The 20,038-nt window shown below is 39.3% G+C and carries 23 protein-coding genes; 2 read left to right on the forward strand and 21 right to left on the reverse strand.

Annotated features, from left to right (window positions below; all coding sequences use genetic code 11):
• Positions 1-9 precede the first annotated feature (9 nt).
• The 16 genes from MKZ05_RS16110 to MKZ05_RS16185 all read right to left on the reverse strand — a co-directional run bounded on the left by MKZ05_RS16110 (position 10) and on the right by MKZ05_RS16185 (position 12,671).
• Complete coding sequence (locus MKZ05_RS16110; RefSeq protein WP_339160552.1) at positions 10-1,539, reverse strand: flagellar hook-associated protein 2; 1,530 nt, start codon at positions 1,537-1,539, stop codon at positions 10-12.
• A 20-nt stretch (positions 1,540-1,559) separates the two neighbouring features.
• Positions 1,560-1,901, reverse strand: a complete 342-nt coding sequence (gene flaG, locus MKZ05_RS16115; protein ID WP_003213002.1) for a flagellar protein FlaG — start codon at positions 1,899-1,901, stop codon at positions 1,560-1,562.
• A gap of 153 nt (positions 1,902-2,054) precedes the next feature.
• Complete coding sequence (gene csrA, locus MKZ05_RS16120; protein ID WP_144523407.1) at positions 2,055-2,279, reverse strand: carbon storage regulator CsrA; 225 nt, start codon at positions 2,277-2,279, stop codon at positions 2,055-2,057.
• Positions 2,273-2,707, reverse strand: a complete 435-nt coding sequence (gene fliW, locus MKZ05_RS16125; RefSeq protein ID WP_044139341.1) for a flagellar assembly protein FliW — start codon at positions 2,705-2,707, stop codon at positions 2,273-2,275. Before fliW ends, csrA begins: the two co-directional genes overlap by 7 nt.
• A gap of 28 nt (positions 2,708-2,735) precedes the next feature.
• Positions 2,736-3,314, reverse strand: coding sequence for a DUF6470 family protein (locus tag MKZ05_RS16130; protein ID WP_003213106.1), 579 nt, complete (start codon positions 3,312-3,314; stop codon positions 2,736-2,738).
• Between the two features lie 48 nt (positions 3,315-3,362).
• Positions 3,363-4,274 (reverse strand): flagellar hook-associated protein FlgL, encoded by a 912-nt coding sequence (gene flgL, locus MKZ05_RS16135; protein ID WP_106030071.1) that lies wholly within the window; start codon positions 4,272-4,274, stop codon positions 3,363-3,365.
• A gap of 9 nt (positions 4,275-4,283) precedes the next feature.
• Positions 4,284-5,804, reverse strand: a complete 1,521-nt coding sequence (gene flgK / locus MKZ05_RS16140; RefSeq protein WP_003213544.1) for a flagellar hook-associated protein FlgK — start codon at positions 5,802-5,804, stop codon at positions 4,284-4,286.
• A gap of 15 nt (positions 5,805-5,819) precedes the next feature.
• Positions 5,820-6,302, reverse strand: coding sequence for a flagellar protein FlgN (locus MKZ05_RS16145; RefSeq protein WP_050944342.1), 483 nt, complete (start codon positions 6,300-6,302; stop codon positions 5,820-5,822).
• Positions 6,303-6,320: 18 nt separating this feature from the next.
• Entirely contained in the window at positions 6,321-6,584 is a 264-nt protein-coding gene (gene flgM / locus MKZ05_RS16150; protein WP_003213252.1) for a flagellar biosynthesis anti-sigma factor FlgM, read from the reverse strand.
• Between the two features lie 79 nt (positions 6,585-6,663).
• The gene (locus MKZ05_RS16155) at positions 6,664-7,083 is read right to left on the reverse strand and encodes a TIGR03826 family flagellar region protein (protein ID WP_003212865.1); all 420 of its coding nucleotides are present in this window, start codon (positions 7,081-7,083) and stop codon (positions 6,664-6,666) included.
• Positions 7,084-7,139: 56 nt separating this feature from the next.
• A complete protein-coding gene (locus MKZ05_RS16160) occupies positions 7,140-7,826 on the reverse strand; it encodes a ComF family protein (protein WP_212045588.1) in 687 nt (228 codons plus the stop codon).
• The gene (locus MKZ05_RS16165) at positions 7,823-8,116 is read right to left on the reverse strand and encodes a late competence development ComFB family protein (RefSeq protein WP_106066158.1); all 294 of its coding nucleotides are present in this window, start codon (positions 8,114-8,116) and stop codon (positions 7,823-7,825) included. Before MKZ05_RS16165 ends, MKZ05_RS16160 begins: the two co-directional genes overlap by 4 nt.
• A gap of 66 nt (positions 8,117-8,182) precedes the next feature.
• Complete coding sequence (locus MKZ05_RS16170) at positions 8,183-9,307, reverse strand: DEAD/DEAH box helicase (protein WP_339160557.1); 1,125 nt, start codon at positions 9,305-9,307, stop codon at positions 8,183-8,185.
• Between the two features lie 374 nt (positions 9,308-9,681).
• On the reverse strand, positions 9,682-10,524 hold the full coding sequence (locus MKZ05_RS16175) for a DegV family protein (RefSeq protein WP_226804196.1): 843 nt from the start codon (positions 10,522-10,524) through the stop codon (positions 9,682-9,684).
• Between the two features lie 217 nt (positions 10,525-10,741).
• On the reverse strand, positions 10,742-11,431 hold the full coding sequence (gene degU / locus MKZ05_RS16180) for a two-component system response regulator DegU (protein ID WP_008348273.1): 690 nt from the start codon (positions 11,429-11,431) through the stop codon (positions 10,742-10,744).
• A gap of 64 nt (positions 11,432-11,495) precedes the next feature.
• On the reverse strand, positions 11,496-12,671 hold the full coding sequence (locus MKZ05_RS16185; RefSeq protein ID WP_003213166.1) for a sensor histidine kinase: 1,176 nt from the start codon (positions 12,669-12,671) through the stop codon (positions 11,496-11,498).
• A gap of 221 nt (positions 12,672-12,892) precedes the next feature.
• Between MKZ05_RS16185 and MKZ05_RS16190 the strand changes: the two genes are divergently transcribed.
• Positions 12,893-13,561, forward strand: coding sequence for a YigZ family protein (locus tag MKZ05_RS16190; RefSeq protein WP_003212936.1), 669 nt, complete (start codon positions 12,893-12,895; stop codon positions 13,559-13,561).
• Entirely contained in the window at positions 13,546-14,598 is a 1,053-nt protein-coding gene (locus tag MKZ05_RS16195; RefSeq protein ID WP_339160560.1) for an LCP family protein, read from the forward strand. The genes MKZ05_RS16190 and MKZ05_RS16195 overlap by 16 nt, the downstream gene beginning before the upstream one ends.
• A gap of 34 nt (positions 14,599-14,632) precedes the next feature.
• Here the strand turns inward: MKZ05_RS16195 and MKZ05_RS16200 are convergent, their stop codons facing one another.
• The 5 genes from MKZ05_RS16200 to MKZ05_RS16220 all read right to left on the reverse strand — a co-directional run bounded on the left by MKZ05_RS16200 (position 14,633) and on the right by MKZ05_RS16220 (position 20,038).
• Positions 14,633-15,700, reverse strand: coding sequence for an MraY family glycosyltransferase (locus MKZ05_RS16200; protein ID WP_003212692.1), 1,068 nt, complete (start codon positions 15,698-15,700; stop codon positions 14,633-14,635).
• Between the two features lie 134 nt (positions 15,701-15,834).
• Positions 15,835-17,025 carry a glycosyltransferase gene (locus MKZ05_RS16205; protein WP_226805380.1) on the reverse strand — a complete coding sequence of 397 codons (1,191 nt, stop codon included), beginning with the start codon at positions 17,023-17,025 and terminating at the stop codon, positions 15,835-15,837.
• Between the two features lie 25 nt (positions 17,026-17,050).
• Positions 17,051-17,806 carry a glycosyltransferase family 2 protein gene (locus MKZ05_RS16210; RefSeq protein ID WP_339160562.1) on the reverse strand — a complete coding sequence of 252 codons (756 nt, stop codon included), beginning with the start codon at positions 17,804-17,806 and terminating at the stop codon, positions 17,051-17,053.
• A 24-nt stretch (positions 17,807-17,830) separates the two neighbouring features.
• Positions 17,831-18,508 carry a hypothetical protein gene (locus MKZ05_RS16215; RefSeq protein WP_339160563.1) on the reverse strand — a complete coding sequence of 226 codons (678 nt, stop codon included), beginning with the start codon at positions 18,506-18,508 and terminating at the stop codon, positions 17,831-17,833.
• Positions 18,509-18,580: 72 nt separating this feature from the next.
• The gene (locus tag MKZ05_RS16220) at positions 18,581-20,038 is read right to left on the reverse strand and encodes an O-antigen ligase family protein (protein WP_212045590.1); all 1,458 of its coding nucleotides are present in this window, start codon (positions 20,036-20,038) and stop codon (positions 18,581-18,583) included.

The following is a 20,038-nucleotide window of genomic DNA, read 5'->3' on the forward strand; positions in this document are numbered from 1 at the left end:
AACCTCCAATTATTGTCCAAGCAGTTGAGAAAGATAGCCAGATTGGTTGTTTAGCTTTTGAATCGCGCTATCCATGGCGCTAAACTTTTTGTAGTAGCGGGTTTCCACCATTTTTAAACGATCTTGGAATGTATCCATTCGTTTTGTTAAAGAATCAAGGTCCTTACCAAGTCCGTATTCCTTTAATTCCATCGTTGTGCTTCCCGCCTTTGTTTGAATGCTCTTCGTGAAGGCAGTTAAGGAATTTTTGACACGATAAATGATTCCTTGTTCTTGATATTGTTGCTGTGCTTTGTCTTTATCTTTTGAATCCACATTTAAACTACCCGAGATGAACATTTGTCTGACTTTCTCCGGGTCTTCTTCAATGGCTTTTCTTAATTTCTCTACTCCATTAAGATCCTTACTAAATTCCAGCTTTCCACCATCTTTATACTTGGATGATGTCTCAATACCAATTTGTGTGAGCTGAATTTTATTCGCATCACTTGTCGTAATATTAGCATATAAATCACTTCTTATTTTAGAGGCACCAGCTCGTAAAATGGAATCACTTCTCAGCAAGCCAGACTTCGCGGTCGTTTCCCATAGCTCTATTTCTTTTTCAGACATCCCTTTTTTCTCTTCAGCCGTTAATGGTTGATAGTCTCTGTTTTTCTTTTCATTGACTTTACCATTAATTTGCTCAACGAGCTCATTGTATTTATCAACAAATTGTTTAATTTTATCAAAGATTGCATCCACATCTGTTGAAACGTTTAAGCTGACAGGCTGATCGGTTGTCCCTTTAAGCTCGTACGTAATACCAGCCTGCTCAAATATATTGTTGTTATTTTCCATTTTTAGGCCATTAATCTCGTATTGCGCTTTTTGTCCTTGAGTGGTCGCAACTAATTTGTTATCTCCATCTACTTGGAATCCTAATTGAGTGAAGAATGAAGCTGAATTACCATCAGCTGCTTTAATGCTGACACCTTCACCTGTTGTCCGAGAAGTAAGAGCGATTGTATCCACGTAGTTCGTTCCATCAAAGATCTGTCCTTTGTAAGCTGTCACACCTAATTGCGAGTTGTTCAGCTTTTTCACGATGTCATCAATTGTATCGGTATCAGCAGTATTGATCGTCACCGTTTTCGGTTTTGTCGAATCTGGTGTCGTCACCTCGAATGTAAACGTGCCATTTGCAGGTGTAAAACCAGAAGTACCAGACGATTTGAAGACAGAAGCTGTCGCTAGTTGGGTGACATTGATTGAGCCAGAGGCAGCATTTGTTGATCCAGTTGCTGTGACAGCAGATTCATTTGAGCTTGTCACTTTTTTGGCGCCATATGTAGTTGGACGCGTTAAGTTTAAACTATTGATCAAATCATCTAATTCTTTAATCTTCGAATTGACCTCGCGATAGCTGTCTCTTTGCCATTCAAGTGTTTGTTTCTGGCGTGTCATTTTATCAAGTGGTGCTTGCTCAGTTTTCATTAGCTTTGATACGATTTCATCAATATCAAACACATTTGAAAATCCAGTAATTCGATTGACCATTTTTTATGTTCTCCCTTCACTTACATTCTTTTATCTACAAATAAACCGACAATTTCTGTCATTGCCGCATAGAAATCAAGCCATTCCTTGGAAGGAATCTCTCTAATGACTTCTTCTGTTTGGTTATCTACGACTTTGACATAATATTCATTGAGTTTTTCATGTAATTCAAATTGCAGATGAAATTGAGTGGGTTCAATGAGCTTGTTTGCTCCTTGAAGCGTTTTTTCAATTTCTTCTTTTGAAACGACCTTGCCATTTGCTTGTAAATCAGAGTTTGCATTGTCATTCTGGTTATTAGAAACACGGGTTTGAAATGCATCGATAATTGGCTCTAGCGATGTCAACTTACCAACAGACATAGTTATTCAGCTCCTGTGCTTTAATCTACCTTTTATATCGGCTTGGAATTTTCAAATTAAATATAGATGGACCGATTTGTTAAAGTTTCATATAGATGGTGAACATCCAAACAGAAACGTGGAGAAGGATAGCTGAATCAGATAAAAAAATCCTCACTTTTTTTGTGAGGATAATTGAGAGAGGAGATCTACGGATAAACTCGCAGCACGACTGTTCTCTTCTTGAATAGACAGGTACACTTCTTTCCTGTGAATATCAATGTGCTTAGGAGCTTCAATCCCGATTTTCACTTGATCGCCTTCGATCGAAATAATCTTGATTTCAATATCATCGCCAATTTGAATCGACTGGTTTAATTTACGCGAGAGAACTAACATGAGGATGCCACCTCTAACAAATGTTTTGTATGATAGGCTGAATCATGCAAAATCACCTGCTTGGCTTTCATGTTTTTCCGGTTCACAATAATAGGCGCTCTTAAATTGGCTGTCGTTTTTTCAATAGAAGATTCCATTGTTAAAATCACCATAACTTCCACATCATTGGCATCTTCTACTTCTAGAATATCTACGACCGTTTCGTCTAGATCGAATTCATATTGATTAAAGAATAAAAACGGACTGCTGACAATAAAGCCTAACTCTGCATTTTTCAATGATTGAAGAACTAAAAATGGAGACTCTTCTGATAAAGGTAAAATGACAAACTGTTTTTGATCCAGAAATCCTGGTATTCCATTAGAGAAGTTGATGATTTGCTCCTCTTTGATTGTCACTTCACCATGGTATTTTGTTTGAATGATCATAATTCACGACCTTTTTCATTTTTCTTAACTATACCTTATCACCATTTTGGCCCGTTTCGTCAACTTCTATTTTTAAATCTGGGTATTGTAACATATCAATATTGACCTTACCTGGCTGATAGTTAACGATTGGTTTATGAGGCGTTGCCTCTATAATAGCTTTTTGAGGCTCCACTTCAATTTGAAGCTCAGATGGCTGATAGTGAATTTTCACACTAAAGAATGAAGGGATCACACCAATATTGAATTGTTTGGCTGGAGGAGTGCCATTGATTTTGGCAAACTCGGCAATTGCATTCCCACCATTCTCGATCTTGATGAGTTCACTGCCTTCTTCCGCTCTTCGGCCCATTCCCTCTCCAACAGCACGTTTCCCCTCAGCTGCCCATTCTTCAGAACGCCTAAAAATTGACTTGATATCCATATCGGCAAATGCTTCGGTTTGATCTATTGTTAATTTTGACGGTGTCCTTGTCATATTCATGACGGCTCTGGGCTGCTGAATCTCAAGGTCTGCTCTTGGCTGCTCTACTTCTTGCCGAGAAGGAGTTGTCGACATTTGCAGCTTTGCATAGGTTTGTTGCATTAACAATCTAGGGATTTGCATATAGGTACACCTCCATGATGCAAAAAAGCACCCAACGGATGCTTTTTATTATCTTAAGAAATCGACAAGGGATGGCTGAATAACTTTAGCCGTCGTTGCTAAAGCAGCTCTATTCACAACCTCTTGTTGAAGAAGATCAATAATTGCTTTTTCACTTTCTACATCTTCATTATCTGATTTGGCATTTTTCAGTACTTCGAATTGTGAAGTCAAGCGACTGCCTACTAAGTCAACACGATTTGAACGGGCTCCTAAGTCCGAGCGCTCAGCACTCATCACTTCTTTAAACTGATCGATACTTCCTAACGCATCATCAGAATTTGCGAACGTTCCATTTTTCAATGAGTTTTCTAAATCCGTCAGCATTTCAATGACATTTTGACCGCTGGCAGTCTGTCCACCAAACGCTGAAATTGGATTCGAGTTCACATTTAAAGTGATACCATCAGAAATGTTCGACTTAACAGAATTTGCATCTGTATAGTTTTCAAAGTTAAACGTAAACGTACCATCTGCGTTCTCAACAACTGGTTTGACATTTGTATTTGTTCCATTAAATACGAACTTACCTAACATCTGAGTGTTCATCGCGTCAATGATTTGTTTCTTCATCTGACCAATTTCCACGCCGACAGCTGCTAAATCTTCTGGCTGCTTTGTTCCATTAGCCGCATCAAGCACTTTATCTCGTACATTTGACATAATATCAATGATTTCAGTGACACTTGTTTCAGATGTATCAATCCAGTTCTGTGCTTCATTTAAGTTTTTTTGATATTGATCATTTCGAAACATTGCTGTGCTATATTGAAGGCTTTTTACTGCTGCAACGGGATCATCAGACGTTTTTGTGAAACGTCTCCCTGTTTGTGCTTGCTCATTTATTTTAGAAAGTTTTTCATAACTTTTACTAATATTACGAAGTGAGTTTTGAGAAATCATACCTTGTGTGACTCGCATCAGTTATACCTACCTTCCTACGACACCCATGCCGTTTATTACTTTATCCAATATTTCATCTTGTAATGTCACAACTCTCGCAGCTGCATTATATGCATGCTGAAATTGGATCATATTCGTCATTTCTTCATCAATGGAAACAGCACTCGTTGACATTCTACGCTCATTGGCTGAATTGACAAGAGCGGCTGAACTGCTTTCTAGCGTTATGTTCTTTTTCCCTTGAATCCCCATCTCAGCAATGACATTTTGGTAGTAATCCTGGATCGTCGTTGTATTGCCGCCGATTGGTACCTTTAAGTCTTGAATACCAGCTAATTTCGTAGCATTCGAACCGTCACCTTTTGTTTGATTGAGAGATGCTGCAATATTATCTGTTGATGCTAAAATAACATCACTCACTTTGATACGAGCAGCTAAACCTTTATTCAGATCATTATTATTCTCGATATCAAAAAAGTCTTGTCCACTTGTGCCATTTAATGTGTACCCCTGCTTATGCACATCATTAAATGTATCCATGAAGACTTGTGCTACTTCATCAAGCTCTGCAAGCATGTCTGGATACATGCCTTTTTCAGCACCATTTGACATGTAGCCATAAGCCTCAACAAGTGCTTTTACTTTACCATTCACTTGAAGCTGATCTGCTGCAATGGTTGTTGTTCCGAATTGAAGTGAGTTAACAAGTCCCGTTGTATTATCATAGGAGATTTGCAGTTCAGATTTTTCGTTCGTAATACCATTCAAAATCGTTCCAGCAGATTGTCCATTTGCACCGATAATGTCGATGTTGACAGTTCCTTCTGCAATTTTGAGTGCATTCCCGCCAGATGGATTGTAGCTCACTTTAATATCAACGAGTGAAGATAATTGATCTACCAACGCATCACGCGTATCATATAGATCATTTGGAAGATACCCGTTTGGTTCAACTGCTGCAATTTGTTTGTTCACTTCATCTATTTGAGATAAAATCGTGTTCACATTTTTGGCTGTTGAATCGAGTTCTGTTTTTAAATTCTTCTGTATCGTTGTTAAAGAAGAATTAAGTAGACGGAATTGATCTACTAAAGCCTGTGCACTTGTTTTAACAACTGTACGCGCAGACGCTGTATCAGCATTTTTGGTTTCGGATAGGACCTGCAATGATTTCCAAAGGTTATCAAAAGCTCTGTTTAAGCCTTCATCCGTCAAATCATTCATGACTCCCTCCATTTGCGAAAGGGCATCAGATTTTGTTGAGTAGTAGGACAAGTTATTGTTATGATCTCTGAATTGCAGATCTAAAAAGCTGTCTCGAATTCTTTCAACGGTTCCAACTTGAACTCCTGTCCCCATTTGGCCATACGTCTTGCCGTCATAAACTGAAATGACTGGATAAGGATTATCTGCTTTAAAGGTAACTCTTTGTCTTGAGTAGCCATCTGTATTTGCATTGGAGACGTTGTTTGATGTGACATAAAGCCCTGCACGCTGGGCTGTGATTCCTCTTTTTGCCGTTTCTAGTCCCATGAATGTAGAACCCATTGGTATCCTCCTTGTTTACGCCTTTGAATCAAACAAAGCCCTCTGCTGTTTAGGCTTTGAACTCTCAAGACCATTTTGTCCGTAATTCATATTTTCTTTATTAGGGTTAACGAGATCGAATGTCAGTGAAATAAATTGAAGCGACTGCTGAATGAGCTGTTTGTTCAGTTCATTTACATCTTTCAGTTCCACCATGATGTCTTTTAATTTGTCATATAACGAAATGAGCTCTTCTTGATCCGAACCTTCAGCCTTTTCGATACACGCTGTGATGGTTGGCGGTTCATCATTTTGTAAAAATTGAACTGTCGCTTCAATTCTTTTTTCTTCTAATTGAGAAATGGCCTGAATATATTTTTGCTCTAAATTCAGAACCTCTGAAAGAGCATCAATCTCATTACTTTTCAGCATTTCTGTTTTATCTTTCGACAGCTTCAAAAGCTGTTCATGCAATCCATAGAGACGATGCAGCTCTTCAATGATTATTTTAACTGACATTCACGCTACTCCCTTTTGTTATTGTTGTTTATAAAAATTCAGCATTTTATCAGCAATGCCCTTTGTATCTACTTGATATGTTCCGGCTTCAATGCTTTTTTTAATTTGGTCTATTTTATCTTGGCGTTCTTTCATGATATTCGGCACCTTTTGCATTTCGATTGCCTTTTTAGAAATTTCGACTTTATCAGTTGATTTTGCTTGATTTGATTGCAACGTTTGTTTCTCATATGTTTTCTTGTAAGGATTTACTGGTTGTGTTCCATATCGATTAATTTTCACGGGATTCCTCTCGCTTTCCGTTACAGTCTGTCTTGATTCTATCCATTTTATCGACCAAACTGCAACTTAGTTTAGGGAATCAATCGTTTTTAGGATTAATGGCATAATAGGTGTCTTTTTTCCTAGATTCAATCTCCCTTTTACGCTCTTCTTCTTGGTTCATTTGACTCATTTGTGACTGAATGTCCTGTTCACATTGACTGCACAGCTTGTTTTTTCTGATCGGTTGGCCACATCTTTCACAAGGATAGTTGATATTCGGAAATTGGCTAATTTGAAGTCTTTTCAAACGGATAAATTTCAAGATTAATTCTTCATCAACTTCTGTTGCATCTACTATTTCAGCAATGGTTGATTGTCTATTACTTTGCTTTCGCAAGAATTTATAAACGATATCAAAAGAACGTTCTTCTTCTTCAAAGCATTTGTTACAAACCGTTTGGATGGTCGTTTTTAAAAACAGCTGATTACATTGCGGGCAGTTTGCCAATTGATTCATAACCAAAACCCCTTACGTTATTTTCTCTTCTTATTATCGGTTAATTATCCTGAATTTTAACTACGGATCAACGTAAAAGAGGAAACACTTTTGGCACCTGCTTCTTTTAAAATTCTCGCCGCATCATAAATGGTGGCCCCTGTTGTATAAATGTCGTCAATTAAGATAACATCCCTTTGAACGATCGCATCTGTCTGCTTGATTTGAAACATTCCTTTTTGATATAAACGTTCATTTTTCTTTTTCTTGGACTGTTTGCTTTGATGTATTTTCACAAGCGGCTGAAGGATCGGCTCACCAATCAAGGAAGCAAGTATGACGGACTGATTAAACCCTCTTTCCTTTAGTCTTTCTTTACTTAAAGGAATCGGGATCAGCACAGGTTCTTTCATTGAAAAAGAGCGCTTAAATACTGCTCGGACATCTTGTTTAAAAAGCTCAGCTAAAGCTGTATCACCTCGAAATTTAAAGCGGGAAAGGACATCTTTCATCAAATCGTTGTAAGCATAGACAGACCTATTTTTCACAAGTACTGTAGTAGAATCAGGGCGTTCTTTCCACATGGAACAGTCTTGACATAATTGATCGTTCGACTGTGCTCTCCCGCAGGCTGGACAAATCGGGCGTTGAATTTTTTCTAGGTGATGCTTACATGCTATACATAGACGATCATCATTTAATAGAAGTAATGATTTCCATGTAAAAGAAGCGACAAAATGTCCCTCACAAATGAGGCAGATCAATTGTTATCCTTATTTATCGGCAGACGATTTTCGCATCTTGGAAATGTGGAGACCTTTGAGGCGGCTTCTGTCAGAATGACCAGCATGGCCGTATTCTTCTGTTTGTCCACCATCTCAGATTTACTGTAAGATATTTTATCGATATCTGTTATATACTGAGGCTTCACTTGATTTAGTGAAATCGCTAATACATCTTCTATACACTTTTCACAGTGACAAATCATGTTTAATTGGTTGAGATATTGATAGAGGATTTCCTTGAGTAGTGTTTCTTTTGCATTGAGTAGCATATTTGTCTCTCCTGCCATTTGTGTATTGTGAATATAAATGTACCATGAAATTTAGTTGAACCTACATTATTTTTCGGAGAACTCTTTTTCAGCTGTATCATTCATTTTTACAATATGCTTCATTGCTTGTTTCATACTTCTCGTTAAACCAAAATGAAAAAAGAAAACATCTCCTTTAAAAAAATCGGGATGTCTACCTGCTCTACCAGAAATCTGAACAAGTGCACTTTCTGTAAAGATAGTAGATTCTGCACCTAGTACCCCCACTTGCACATTTGAAATGGTTACACCTCTTTCTAGAATTGTGGTTGTAACTAGTACATCGTATTTGTAATCTCTGAATTGCTGGACCTTTTGTTTCCTATCTGGATCATCAGCAGACACCCCTTCTACATTTAAGTGGTGCTTTCTAAGAACCTTCGTTACCTTCTTCATAGTAGAAATAGAAGGAACAAAAAGTAAAACCCTTCTCTTTTTTGTAATATGTTTCTGCATCCAATTCATTACTTTAGGTGGGAGCTGATTCTTTTTAAATTTCTTCTTCCAATGTCCAATCCATTGAAAGGATGGGACCGGTAAAGGTTGTTGGTGAAAGCGCAGAGGAATTTTTATGGCTTCTAGTTGTCCACGAGATACATCTCTTATCATTTTCTTAGACGGCGTCGCACTTAAATAAACCCTAACCCCTTTCTTTCTCATTGCCTTTAAAACAGCAAATTGGAGACGTTCATCGATTGAATAAGGGAAGGCGTCGACTTCATCTATAATGAGCACATCAAATGCATGTTTATATCTCATCAACTGGTGAGTTGTAGCGATTACTAACGGTGCTATTTGGAACCTTTGAGGACTTCCTCCATAAAGAACAGCTATTTTCATTCCTTGAAAAGCTTTTTTAAGCCGCGGCTCTAGTTCAAGGACAACATCAGTTCTAGGTGTCGCAATGCAGACACTCATTCCTTGATGTAAGGCATATTCTATTCCGTGAAAAAGCACCTCTGTTTTCCCTGCCCCGCAAACTGCCCAGATGAGTAGATCAGATTTGTTTTTTATCGCTTCGATCAATTTCTCTGACGCTCTTTTTTGTCCTTTAGACAGGTTTCCCTGCCATGTTAATTCCGAGTGACATGCTTCTTCCATTTGTGGACCCGTCCATTCATAAAGAAAGCCACATTCCGTTGTTTTCCCCATCATGATGCATGATCTACAATACACACAATCTTTTTGACACTTGTCACACGAAGAGTGGGCAAAGTACCGATTTTTTGATACACCACATCTGCAGCAAATAAGACCATTTGCTTTCCTCTCAATAGCAGGTGTTCGGATAACTAACCCTTTCTCCTCCAGCCAATCCAAATCAGACTGTGAGCATCTTGTTTCAGCAGTAAGCAGGTGGCGTGACTCCAGGTGCTTCCTTAGTTCCATTGCTTTGTCCATGTTCAATTTCAACAAACACCTTTCAACTGATGTTTGCCTATTATGCGCAAAGACATGACCTTTCGTCCAACAGCTAAAAAAGAAAAACAAAACCCCTTTTCTAAGAGAAAAGAGGTTTTTAGGATTTATCTAATCAGCCAGCCAAGAGCTAAAGAGCCTTCGCCTAGATGAGTGCCGATTACGGCACCAAAATAACTTTTATAAAATTCAACATGAGGATATTTATCTGATAAGTGCGCAATCAAATCGTCTACTTCTTCTTCTCTATTACCATGTATCACTGTTGCTCTCATCGGGACACCACGCGATGCATCTTCATCAAATAGTTCAAACATACGTGAAATGGCTTTTTTCCGTGTACGAATCTTCTCAAAAGGGACAATTAGCTTGTTGTCAAAATGCAGTATAGGCTTTACCTTTAAGAGGCTCCCAATAAAAGCCTGAGCACCATTTAATCTGCCGCCTCTTTGTAAATGAGTTAAATCGTCTACCATAAAATAAGCTCTCTGATTCTCTTTCAGGTAATTGAGATGGGCTAACACTTCTTCTGGAGAAGCACCAGCTTGGATTTTCTCAGCAGCTTCTATCACATAAAAACCTTGTGCCATACAGCTAGTTTCTGTATCAAACGGATAAATGTCAATTCCGTCAACTAGGTCATTTGCTGAGGCTGCACTATTATATGTTCCACTAATTCCGCTAGAAAGGTGAATACTAATCACGGCATCATATGTTTCACTTAGTTTTTCATATAATTCTATTAGTTCACCGAAAGCAGGCTGAGAGGTGGTTGGAAGGTCTTTATGCTTTTTGACTTCTTCATAATATGTCTTCCAATCCATTTCTATTTCTTCACGGTATGATTCATTGCCAAAGATGACATTAAGAGGGATCATATGAATATGATGTTTATCACGCAGCTCTTGTGGTATATAAGCAGTACTGTCTGTTACAACGGCTATTTTCATTCTTAAATACCTTCCTTATCCGTTAAGTTGCTCTTTTTTATTTTCAAAGAATGATCATTGTTATTCATTAGATTTATAATAGTAATCAAAAAAGCCTGCCTAATCAATAGGCAAGCCCGTTATATCCGAAAAAGACTCCTTATCTACCTATCATTTCTCTCAAATTAACATGTGAGAAAATCAAAAACAGGCGAAAAAGGAGTACTTGTCCGGAATATTATCTCATTTCTACCCAGCCGTTCTTAATTGCTACAACAACAGCTTGTGTACGGTCGTTTACATTCATTTTTTGTAAAATGTTACTCACGTGGTTTTTGACTGTTTTCTCACTAATAAAGAGCGACTCACCAATTCCTCTATTGCTCTTTCCGTCAGCTAACATTTGAAGTACTTCGCACTCACGTCTCGTTAAGATATGAAGTGGTCTGCGAATTTCAGGATATACTTCATGCTGTGGATGTGCTGAAACGCCACTAGTCGCTAGGCGTCGGAATTCATTTACTAAGTTATGAGTAACTTTCGGATGTAAATAAGATCCTCCGTCAGCTACGACTTTCACTGCTTCAATGAGCGTGTCTGCATCCATTTCTTTTAACAGGTAGCCTCTTGCTCCTGTTTTCAATGCATGTGTCACATAGTTTTCATCATCATGAATAGATAGAATAATGACTTTTGATTCGGGATAAAGCTCAACTAGCTGCTTTGTAGCCTCTACACCATTTACATTCGGCATATTAATGTCCATAATGACAACATCCGGATGATAGTGTTCTACGATACGTGCAGCTTCGTCTCCGTCGTCTCCTTCTGCAACTACTTCAAAAGTAGGTTCAAAATCTAAAATCCGTTTGACACCTTCACGGAATAATTGGTGATCATCAATAATTACAATATTTACTTTAGTCACAAGCTACGCCTCCCCATGTTTATTGTTCTACACCTGAACTTTATGGTCAATATGTCTTTTGTCTCTATTTTACAATTTTATTTTGCAATGTTAATGGCACGCGAATCATGATGAATGTCCCTAGACCTATTTTTGAGTCTATGGTCATTTTACCTTCCAGTAAGTCTACGCGTTCTTTCATGCCAAGTAAACCGAAGGATTTGTTTTTGTTTGTTTTCACATCTTTCATATCAAAGCCTTTTCCATCGTCTTTGATAATTAACGTAACAAAGTCTTTCGTGACTTCTACTTTTACAGAGATTTCTTCAGCTTCGGAATGCTTTAGTGAATTTGTGACAGCTTCTTGGGCTAGTCTAAACAGTGCCACTTCAAATTGAGAAGCAATTCTTTCGCTTTCTGTATCCCCTAGGCATTGGAACGTGATCTTGGTTTTTCCATCATACTCTTCGATTGTGTTTAAATATTTTCTTAGCGTCGGAATGAGACCCAAATCATCTAAAGCCATTGGTCTTAAATCATAAATGATTCTTCTCACTTCGTACAGAGCATTTCGCACATTCTGTCTGAGACTTCTAATTTCTTTAAAGCCTTCTTCTGTCCCACGGTCTCTGAAAATACGTTCAATTAATTCGGAACGCATCATTACGTTTGCCAGCATTTGGGCCGGACCGTCGTGAATTTCACGGGATACCCTTTTACGTTCTTCTTCTTGGGCTTCAATAATTCTAAGTCCAAAATCTTGTTTTGCTTGAGCATCTTCAAGTAACACGCCAACTTGACGTAAGTCCTGATTGAGATAGTTGAGAACAACTGTGATCTGACTCACAAGAGTTTCAGAGCGTTCAATGACGTCTTGTAGGCTTAACAATCGTCTTTCCAGATCGTCTCTTCTTTCTCTCAGCTGCTTTTCGCGCTGCTGGATCATAGTGAGTTCCACTTGCAGATTATGTGCTTTTTCGTAGGCCTCCCGTATTTCTTCTTCGCTAAATTTGTTGAAGTTTCTGCTGACCTCAGATAAGCGATTTCTAGCATGTCTCGTATGGACTTCTAGTTTATCCCCAAAATCAATTACTTCGTTTACTTGCTGCTTGATTTGCTTCAGCTCTTCTACAAGGCTTTCATATTGTTGACGGGACTGTTCGCCTATCCTAAATACTTCGTCCTTGCTGCCATCAACTGTACTAAGCATTTTCATGATGATTGAATCCAATAATTTCGGATCCATTTTAGGTGTTGTCATGGCTTTTCCCTCCCGTAACAGTGATGTCATCTTTTTTTATTATAAATGTCATTGATCTGCATTTTATGTCGAATTATAATGAAAGAATGCGTATAAATCATGAAGTTTTTATGACGACCCTTTTTCTACCCCTATCATCATAACAAAATACGCTGTAAAATTCTAAAATCAATGCAAATTTTCTCTAGTCTTACAATTTGCTTTTCAGGAGGGTATGTCTTTTGCTGCATCGCTATCTTACAGTAAAAAGTCGTGGCGAGCATGAGATCGTCATTGAAAAATCACGTTTTATTTGTCATATACAGCGTGCTGTCTCAGAAGAAGAAGCACAAGCATTTATACAATCCATTAAAAAACAACATTGGAATGCCACACATAATTGTTCTGCCTATCTCATTGGAGAACATGACCTGATTCAAAAAGCGAATGATGATGGTGAACCAAGTGGTACAGCAGGTGTGCCAATGCTTGAAGTGTTAAAAAAACGGAAGCTGAAAGATACAGTCGTAGTAGTCACTCGTTATTTCGGCGGTATTAAGCTAGGCGCCGGTGGTTTGATTCGTGCCTACGGAAAATCTGTATCAGAAGCCATCAACCATGTTGGGATGGTAGAGCGCTGTTTAATGCGTACGATGCACACAACAATAGATTATACATGGCTTGGAAAGGTAGAGAATGAGCTTAGAGCCTCATCTTTTCAGCTAAAAGAAATTCATTATGCAGAAGATGTTATTTTTGAGACGTATGTAGAAGAAACACAAACAGAGCAGTTCATTGAATGGATGACAGAGCTGACAAATGGAAAGAGTGTTACAAAAGAAGGCGAACTGATTTATTTAGAAAAGGACATTGGTCCGATAAAGGAGACAGATGAATGGCACAACGAGTAAAAGTGCGTGTACGAAAGAAAAAGAGTAAGAAGAAGAAAATTTTCAAACGTATCCTGGTTTTATTTTTGCTTCTTATCATCTGCATGGGCGGATTTGCAGTCTATAAAATAGTCAATACACTTCAAGCCGCTGACAAAACATATGACGAACTAAACCGCGGAGAGAAATCGAAGCTTCGTGATGCGGTCATTGATATTAAAAAGAAACCCTTCTCTGTACTTTTTGTCGGAATTGAGGATTATGCCACAGATGGTGATCATGGCCGTTCAGATTCACTTATTGTCGCAACAATTAACCCTCAAGACAAAACGATGAAAATGGTTAGTATCCCCCGTGACACACGCGTACAGCTTGCAAGTGACACGACAGGAAGTAAAGAAAAGATCAATGCAGCATATGCTAAAGGCGGTAAAGACGAAACGATCGAAACTGTCGAACAATTCTTGAATATTCCGATTGATAAATATGCGACCGTTGATTTTGACGGATTCAAGGATGTCATTGATGAAGTCGGTGGAATTGATATTGATGTTCCATTTGACTTCAATGAAAAAAGTGATGTGAAAAAATCGAAAAAGATTTATTTCAAAAAAGGCAATATGCATTTAAACGGGGAAGAAGCACTTGCTTACGCACGGATGAGAAAACAAGATCCACGCGGTGATTTTGGACGTAATGATCGTCAGAAACAAATTTTACGTGCAATGATTGATCAAATGTCGAAGGCAAATAACATCGCGAACGTGGATAATATCGCTAAAGAAGTCAGTGATCATATTACGACCAACTTCCGTATCACAGAAGGTCTAGCGCTTCAGCAAATCTACAGCGGGTTTAAGGGAGACGACACAGAAACACTTTCTATTAAAGGGTCGGATCTTTATTTAGGGCCAAATCGAACGTATTACTTTGAGCCAGATCAAACCAATCTAGCTAACGTACAAAATGCATTACGGACGCATTTAAAGCTTCCTACTGAATCTGGTGAAACAGGATCAAGTGATACAACTAATCCTTCCAGCACATCAGGACAATAATAAAACAGCCCAGTTCCTAGGAACGGGCTGTTTTTTATTGTCTTTTCACCATTCGTTTATAGAATTTCGTAAATGGTTTGAACTCTTCGTTGACCAAACCCGTGACTTCCGCAATCACTTGCATAAACATCACCAGTAAAAAGATAATGATCAGCGATAACCAAATGGTCGCGCTTGTCAGCAAAATCGCACTTAAGCTAAAGACTAGCCCAATCATGTAAATCACGATGACAGCCATGCGATGGGACAAGCCAAAGGCCATTAGTCTATGATGAATATGGGATTTGTCCGGTGATGAAATGGGCTGTTTGTTTAATATGCGTCTAATGATTGCAAAGGTCGTATCAAATATAGGAACACCTAGAATGATCACAGGAACAACAACACTAAACAAAGTGACACTTTTGTATAACCCTAAAAGTGACAGCACCGAAATCATATAGCCTAAAAATAGCGAACCGGTATCTCCCATAAAAATCTTCGCCGGATGGAAGTTGTAAAAGAGAAAGCCGATCGTACTGCCAATGACGACAAGAGATAAAGAAAGAATCAGAATCTTATCAGCAGAAAATGCCATCACTGCAATCGTTGATAAACCGATGACAGAAATACCGGCAGCTAGTCCATCAAGGCCGTCAATTAAATTAATGGCATTTGTGATACCCACAATCCATAGCACGGTGAGGGGGTATGCCATCCAGCCTAACTCAATTCGATCTGTTAAAAAAGGAACAGAGAAGAAGTCCATTTTTAAGCCCGTGCTCACAATCAAACAAGCAACTAGGACTTGTACGAGAAATTTAAATCTTGCACTTAAATTATATTTATCATCAAATATACCTAAAATGACGATGAGTACGGCACCAACTGAAATTGCTGTAATTTTATTATGTAGAAACAGCCCACCTGCTAATGCTCCAGCCGCTACTCCAATAAAAATTGCCAAACCACCCATTCGAGGCATTACTTTATCATGAACTTTTCGTTTATTCGGCTGGTCCACTGCACCAATCTTAATTGCAAACTTTTTGACGATTGGTGTCACAATTAAAACTGTAGCCAGAGAGACAAAAAACGCTAATAAGGCGCGTTCGTAATCCATAGGTCAGTCTCCTTCTAAATTGAAATCTGTATTTTGTATATTGGCCGCTCTTTCCATTATACAATTGAATAGAGGATGATCACAAGCTCCCCCTGTGAGGAAGAAACAAATAAAAACGCACAATCCCGAATGAATTATGCGTTTTCTTTAATATTCGTTAGTTCCACCATGTTTGTGAACAGCGCGTGCCAATCTTTTTTCTTCGCTCGGCTTTGTCTTAGATGTCTATAGCTCGTGTCGTCTTTTTTGCTGATCACTTTCAGGCAGGCTTCTACGAAGAGCGCAGGATCATCGCCCTCTAAATATTCATACACATCCTTCTCTTTTAGCCTTTCCGTTGATGGGAGATTTAAACCGACAACCGGTATTCCAGCGGCTAAAAATTCATAAAGCTTGAGAGGGAACACCGCTTGATTGTAAGGGGATTGTTTATATGGCATCATACCTACATCAATCAGCTTCATATAAGCAGGCACTTCTTCTGGGGCAACAGCACCTGTCCAAATCACATTAGGCAGTTTGAGTGCATGCTGAAAAGATGGATCTCCATTCGTTCCATCCGGACCGACAAATAAAAATGTCCAATCAGGCCGCATGCGAGCAGCTTCAGCCATCATGTCAAAATCGAGCTTTGGCTTGATTCCTCCGATAAAACCAAGCACAGTCCCTTCTCTTCCTTCCAGCACATCTTCTTTGCACGGAAGATTGCTTTTCGCAAACACATCGTATTCGACGCCATTTTCCACCGTAAACACATCTTTCGGTTCTCCCATAAGACGTTTTTTGATTTGATCGTGTAAATATTGAGAAGAGCATGTAATGCTGTGTGCGTATTTAATGATTCGATTTTCTGCTTTGACAATGACACGCTGCCTCATATAAGAAAGGATGTTATGGTTGCCGCTTATCGGCTCTCCCCACAGGTCACTGCAATCATAGACAATATGTTTCCATTCAAATAAAGAAGATAAGAGCGGAAAGCCCGGAAACGTATACCATAAACAAACAGCGATCCCCTTCTTCTCCTCATGCCGCAAATGTTCAAGGAGAGGGGATAATTTATGAATATAGAACATGTCTTGATATCGACCAAAGCGAAATAATTTGCTCTTGAGCACATCAGGAATGGTCAATTGCTTCATTCGATCTGTTATGGGCTGAAAGGGAGCTGTATGACGAGATGATGACGGGCATACCCAGATGACCTCTTTTGTTTCTGGATCAGATGCTAGAAATTCGGCCAGCCGATGCCGTCTGTACCTCAGTCCGTCCTGTCCCCATTCTCCCGTCGCTACGACAACATGTATGATCGAGTCTGCTTTCACCTTTATCACCTTTTTTCCCTTCTGTTTATAAGCGCTTCTTCACAGCATTTGTCGCATAGTGCATAAAACACCAAGACGCTTTGACAAAATGAAGCTGCTCAATTTCTCTGTAGACAAACCACGTTTTTTTCGCTGCTTTCCACTTGTTACTAGAGATGGAGTTCCCAACGATGCGATATTCACTGAGCGGTTCACTCATACCATAGGCTATAAATCCTCTTTTTAATATAGACAGCCATGTAGCTAAATCCTGCCTTGTGCGAATGTTCGGCATTTCCACATGTCCTACCTTTTGAAGATCAAGCATGACCGTTAAACAGCCGATAATGGTGTTTTTCAGGGCTTCATTATAGTCTAATCTCGCTGGCGCAGTGACGGTTTTTTCTAATGGTTCTCCGTTTTCTGCAATGATGTCATATGCCGTAAATGTAAAGGCATAATCATTTGTCAGCATGAAGTCTACCTGTTTTTCAAGCTTCGTCTCTTTCCACATATCATCGCTGTCTAAAAAAGCGATAAAGCGTCCTTTTGCCTGTTTGATGGCTGCGTTTCTAGCAAAGGCAGCTCCCCCATTTTCCTCTAAATAAATGACGTTGATTCTGTCGTCCGCTTGACTTAAATCCCCTAATAGCTTTCGAGTTCCATCTGTAGAACAATCATCTGCAATGATCAGCTCCCAATTGGAATAGGTTTGGGCAAGGACGGAATGAACTGTATCCGTTAAATAACGTTCCGCATTATACGCAGGTGTAATGATGGATACTAACGGTTGATTGTTCACCTAAGACTCATCTCCAGTTCATTATTAAGATTCTTTGAACACTTCGGGTAAGACCACAAACATAAGCGAGATACTAAAGCCAATGACAAGCCCAAGAAGTGCCCGTTTTTTGGCTGACATGCCTTTATTGCCTTCATCAAGTACTTGTGCAGGATCAACAATTTTTGCCTGTTTCATTCCAAGCTTTGTTGACTCCAATTCATATAAGAATCGTTCTTTATCGACTTTGGAATCATTGCTGACCAATTCGTCTTCAAGAGCAGCTAATCTACTTTCAATCACCTGCTGCCTTTTTGTAAATAATGCTTTATCTTGCTTGAGAAATGTATCCGACACTTGCTTCACGACAGCCAAAGCACGATCCTTATCGGCATCCGTGAAAGACAGCTGTAATTGTGTATCTGATTGATTAGTAAGGATGAGACGAGTTTTCACATCCTGTCTTTCTTCTTCTTTCACATCACTGAGTGCTTCATTTAGAAATGCATCGCTTTTTAATAGAGATGTCACTTCTGCCATGTTGTTATACACCCCATCATCATATTTACCGAGAGTGAGGGTAACAGCAGCTGTGTAACTAGACTGCTGCGTAGTTCCTTTAGCAAAAAAGAAACCAAAGGCGCCTAATACGACAGGCAGCAGTATGAGCCATACGATGTACTTTTTGATTCGCTTCCCTATCCTAGATATGAAACCAGACATGTTCATTCTCCCAACATTGACGTATTTGCTCTTTCACTAGTGTAGCCATACAAACGCAGCATCACACACGGTTTACCATAGCTTGAGTCGTTGTTTGTTTTTCAACATATTCACCGCTGCGATCACCAGTCCTAAAAATACCCAATGGAAATATAAATTCGAGACAGAGCTAGGACTGATACTTGAAACGAGAAAGCTCAGCATGGCTGCAAACAACCCCTCAATGATCATTTTTGCCGATCTTGTGTCAGCCCATTGGTATTGTTTGTACAGTGTGAACATGAGATAGGCGTATACAGAGATATAGCCCAGCATGACTGCAAATCCGAAGTTCGTCATCAATTCCAGCAGCCAATTGTGCACTTCTACGACCTGGTCTGTGTCAAAGATCGAAAAGTGAGCTAAGTAGTAAGACACATTCCCCGCTCCAACTCCGAATCCGTATGAATTCGTAAAGAAGTGCCAAGCATTTTTGATTAAATTCGCTCTCGCGATGTTAGACGGGAGTGGTTCACTAAAAGAATGCGCGACCTGAGAAGCGAGAAACAAGTCATAAAAGACCGAATAAATCTTAGCTGAAAAAACAGCGATACCGATGACGACAAGTCCGCTTGCTGCAATGATTGACCACTTTTTGAGAAAACGCGGCAGCAGCAGCCACACATAGATCGCCACTCCTGCAAATATCCCAAGCAGACTAGCGCGGGATTCGGTTAACAAAATGAGATACAGCGCGGCGATTGCACCTAATAATCCAAACGCTTTGATGTAACCGTTTTTCATTTGACGCATGCATGCTAGATATAAGAAGAAACTAATCGATAAAAACGTTGCAAAGTCATTCTGATTAAAAAAGACAGATGTAGGATAGTGCTGTTTATACGCTGGCCCTAGATACAATGAGGTATTCGGTAAATGGTTCAATGTAAAATGATTATAGAACCCAATCCCCATCACAAACACAGTCATGACCAGCCAAATGCTATAAAAGGTCACCACTTGATCCATTCGCTGAATATACATGACGACTAGAAAGACAAATCCCATCCCCATTGCAAGAAGGGACATATATTTCAGGCCGTCTGTGACCGAATGAGCCCAAAGCAGTGAGATGAGACCGTAAAGAAACCATACAGCGAAAAAACCAAGAATTCCTTTGACACGAATCTGCTGCCACTGCGATATGTACGTCCCCTGATCTCTCATCCGCCATATAAATAAAGCAAAGGCGGCGATGAGCATGATACGGTAGAGAAAAAGACTAAAGAATCCTGCACTAATAGAAAAGAAAGCGTTGTTGAGAAAGGTCAATGTAATCAAAAGATAGATGACTGACATGAAGATTTGCTCACCATTCATGTACAGCTTCATCAACACGAGAGCAGCCGACAGGATCAGAAGTATAACCGGAACAGCCACCATCTTCTTTAACCCGACGGGCTGCGCGGCTGCCATTTGTACAAGACCGATCCCTGCTGCAAACAATATACATCCAATCATGATTTGCCATGCTGTATGCTTCACACTCAT

Source organism: Bacillus sp. FSL M8-0277, assembly GCF_037975305.1.
Classification (GTDB): Bacteria; Bacillota; Bacilli; order Bacillales; family Bacillaceae; genus Bacillus; species Bacillus pumilus.

Excerpts from the sequence above, each read along its gene's own strand:
- MKZ05_RS16110 (WP_339160552.1), bottom strand. The coding sequence starts at position 1,539 with ATGGTCAATCGAATTACTGGATTTTCAAATGTGTTTGATATTGATGAA.
- flaG (WP_003213002.1), bottom strand. The coding sequence starts at position 1,901 with ATGTCTGTTGGTAAGTTGACATCGCTAGAGCCAATTATCGATGCATTT.
- csrA (WP_144523407.1), bottom strand. The coding sequence starts at position 2,279 with ATGTTAGTTCTCTCGCGTAAATTAAACCAGTCGATTCAAATTGGCGAT.
- fliW (WP_044139341.1), bottom strand. The coding sequence starts at position 2,707 with ATGATCATTCAAACAAAATACCATGGTGAAGTGACAATCAAAGAGGAG.
- MKZ05_RS16130 (WP_003213106.1), bottom strand. The coding sequence starts at position 3,314 with ATGCAAATCCCTAGATTGTTAATGCAACAAACCTATGCAAAGCTGCAA.
- flgL (WP_106030071.1), bottom strand. The coding sequence starts at position 4,274 with ATGCGAGTCACACAAGGTATGATTTCTCAAAACTCACTTCGTAATATT.
- flgK (WP_003213544.1), bottom strand. The coding sequence starts at position 5,804 with ATGGGTTCTACATTCATGGGACTAGAAACGGCAAAAAGAGGAATCACA.
- MKZ05_RS16145 (WP_050944342.1), bottom strand. The coding sequence starts at position 6,302 with ATGTCAGTTAAAATAATCATTGAAGAGCTGCATCGTCTCTATGGATTG.
- MKZ05_RS16155 (WP_003212865.1), bottom strand. The coding sequence starts at position 7,083 with ATGAATCAATTGGCAAACTGCCCGCAATGTAATCAGCTGTTTTTAAAA.
- MKZ05_RS16165 (WP_106066158.1), bottom strand. The coding sequence starts at position 8,116 with ATGCTACTCAATGCAAAAGAAACACTACTCAAGGAAATCCTCTATCAA.
- MKZ05_RS16170 (WP_339160557.1), bottom strand. The coding sequence starts at position 9,307 with ATGGGGAAAACAACGGAATGTGGCTTTCTTTATGAATGGACGGGTCCA.
- MKZ05_RS16175 (WP_226804196.1), bottom strand. The coding sequence starts at position 10,524 with ATGAAAATAGCCGTTGTAACAGACAGTACTGCTTATATACCACAAGAG.
- MKZ05_RS16185 (WP_003213166.1), bottom strand. The coding sequence starts at position 12,671 with ATGACAACACCTAAAATGGATCCGAAATTATTGGATTCAATCATCATG.
- MKZ05_RS16195 (WP_339160560.1), top strand. The coding sequence starts at position 13,546 with ATGGCACAACGAGTAAAAGTGCGTGTACGAAAGAAAAAGAGTAAGAAG.
- MKZ05_RS16200 (WP_003212692.1), bottom strand. The coding sequence starts at position 15,700 with ATGGATTACGAACGCGCCTTATTAGCGTTTTTTGTCTCTCTGGCTACA.
- MKZ05_RS16215 (WP_339160563.1), bottom strand. The coding sequence starts at position 18,508 with ATGTCTGGTTTCATATCTAGGATAGGGAAGCGAATCAAAAAGTACATC.
- MKZ05_RS16220 (WP_212045590.1), bottom strand. The coding sequence starts at position 20,038 with ATGAGTGTGAAGCATACAGCATGGCAAATCATGATTGGATGTATATTG.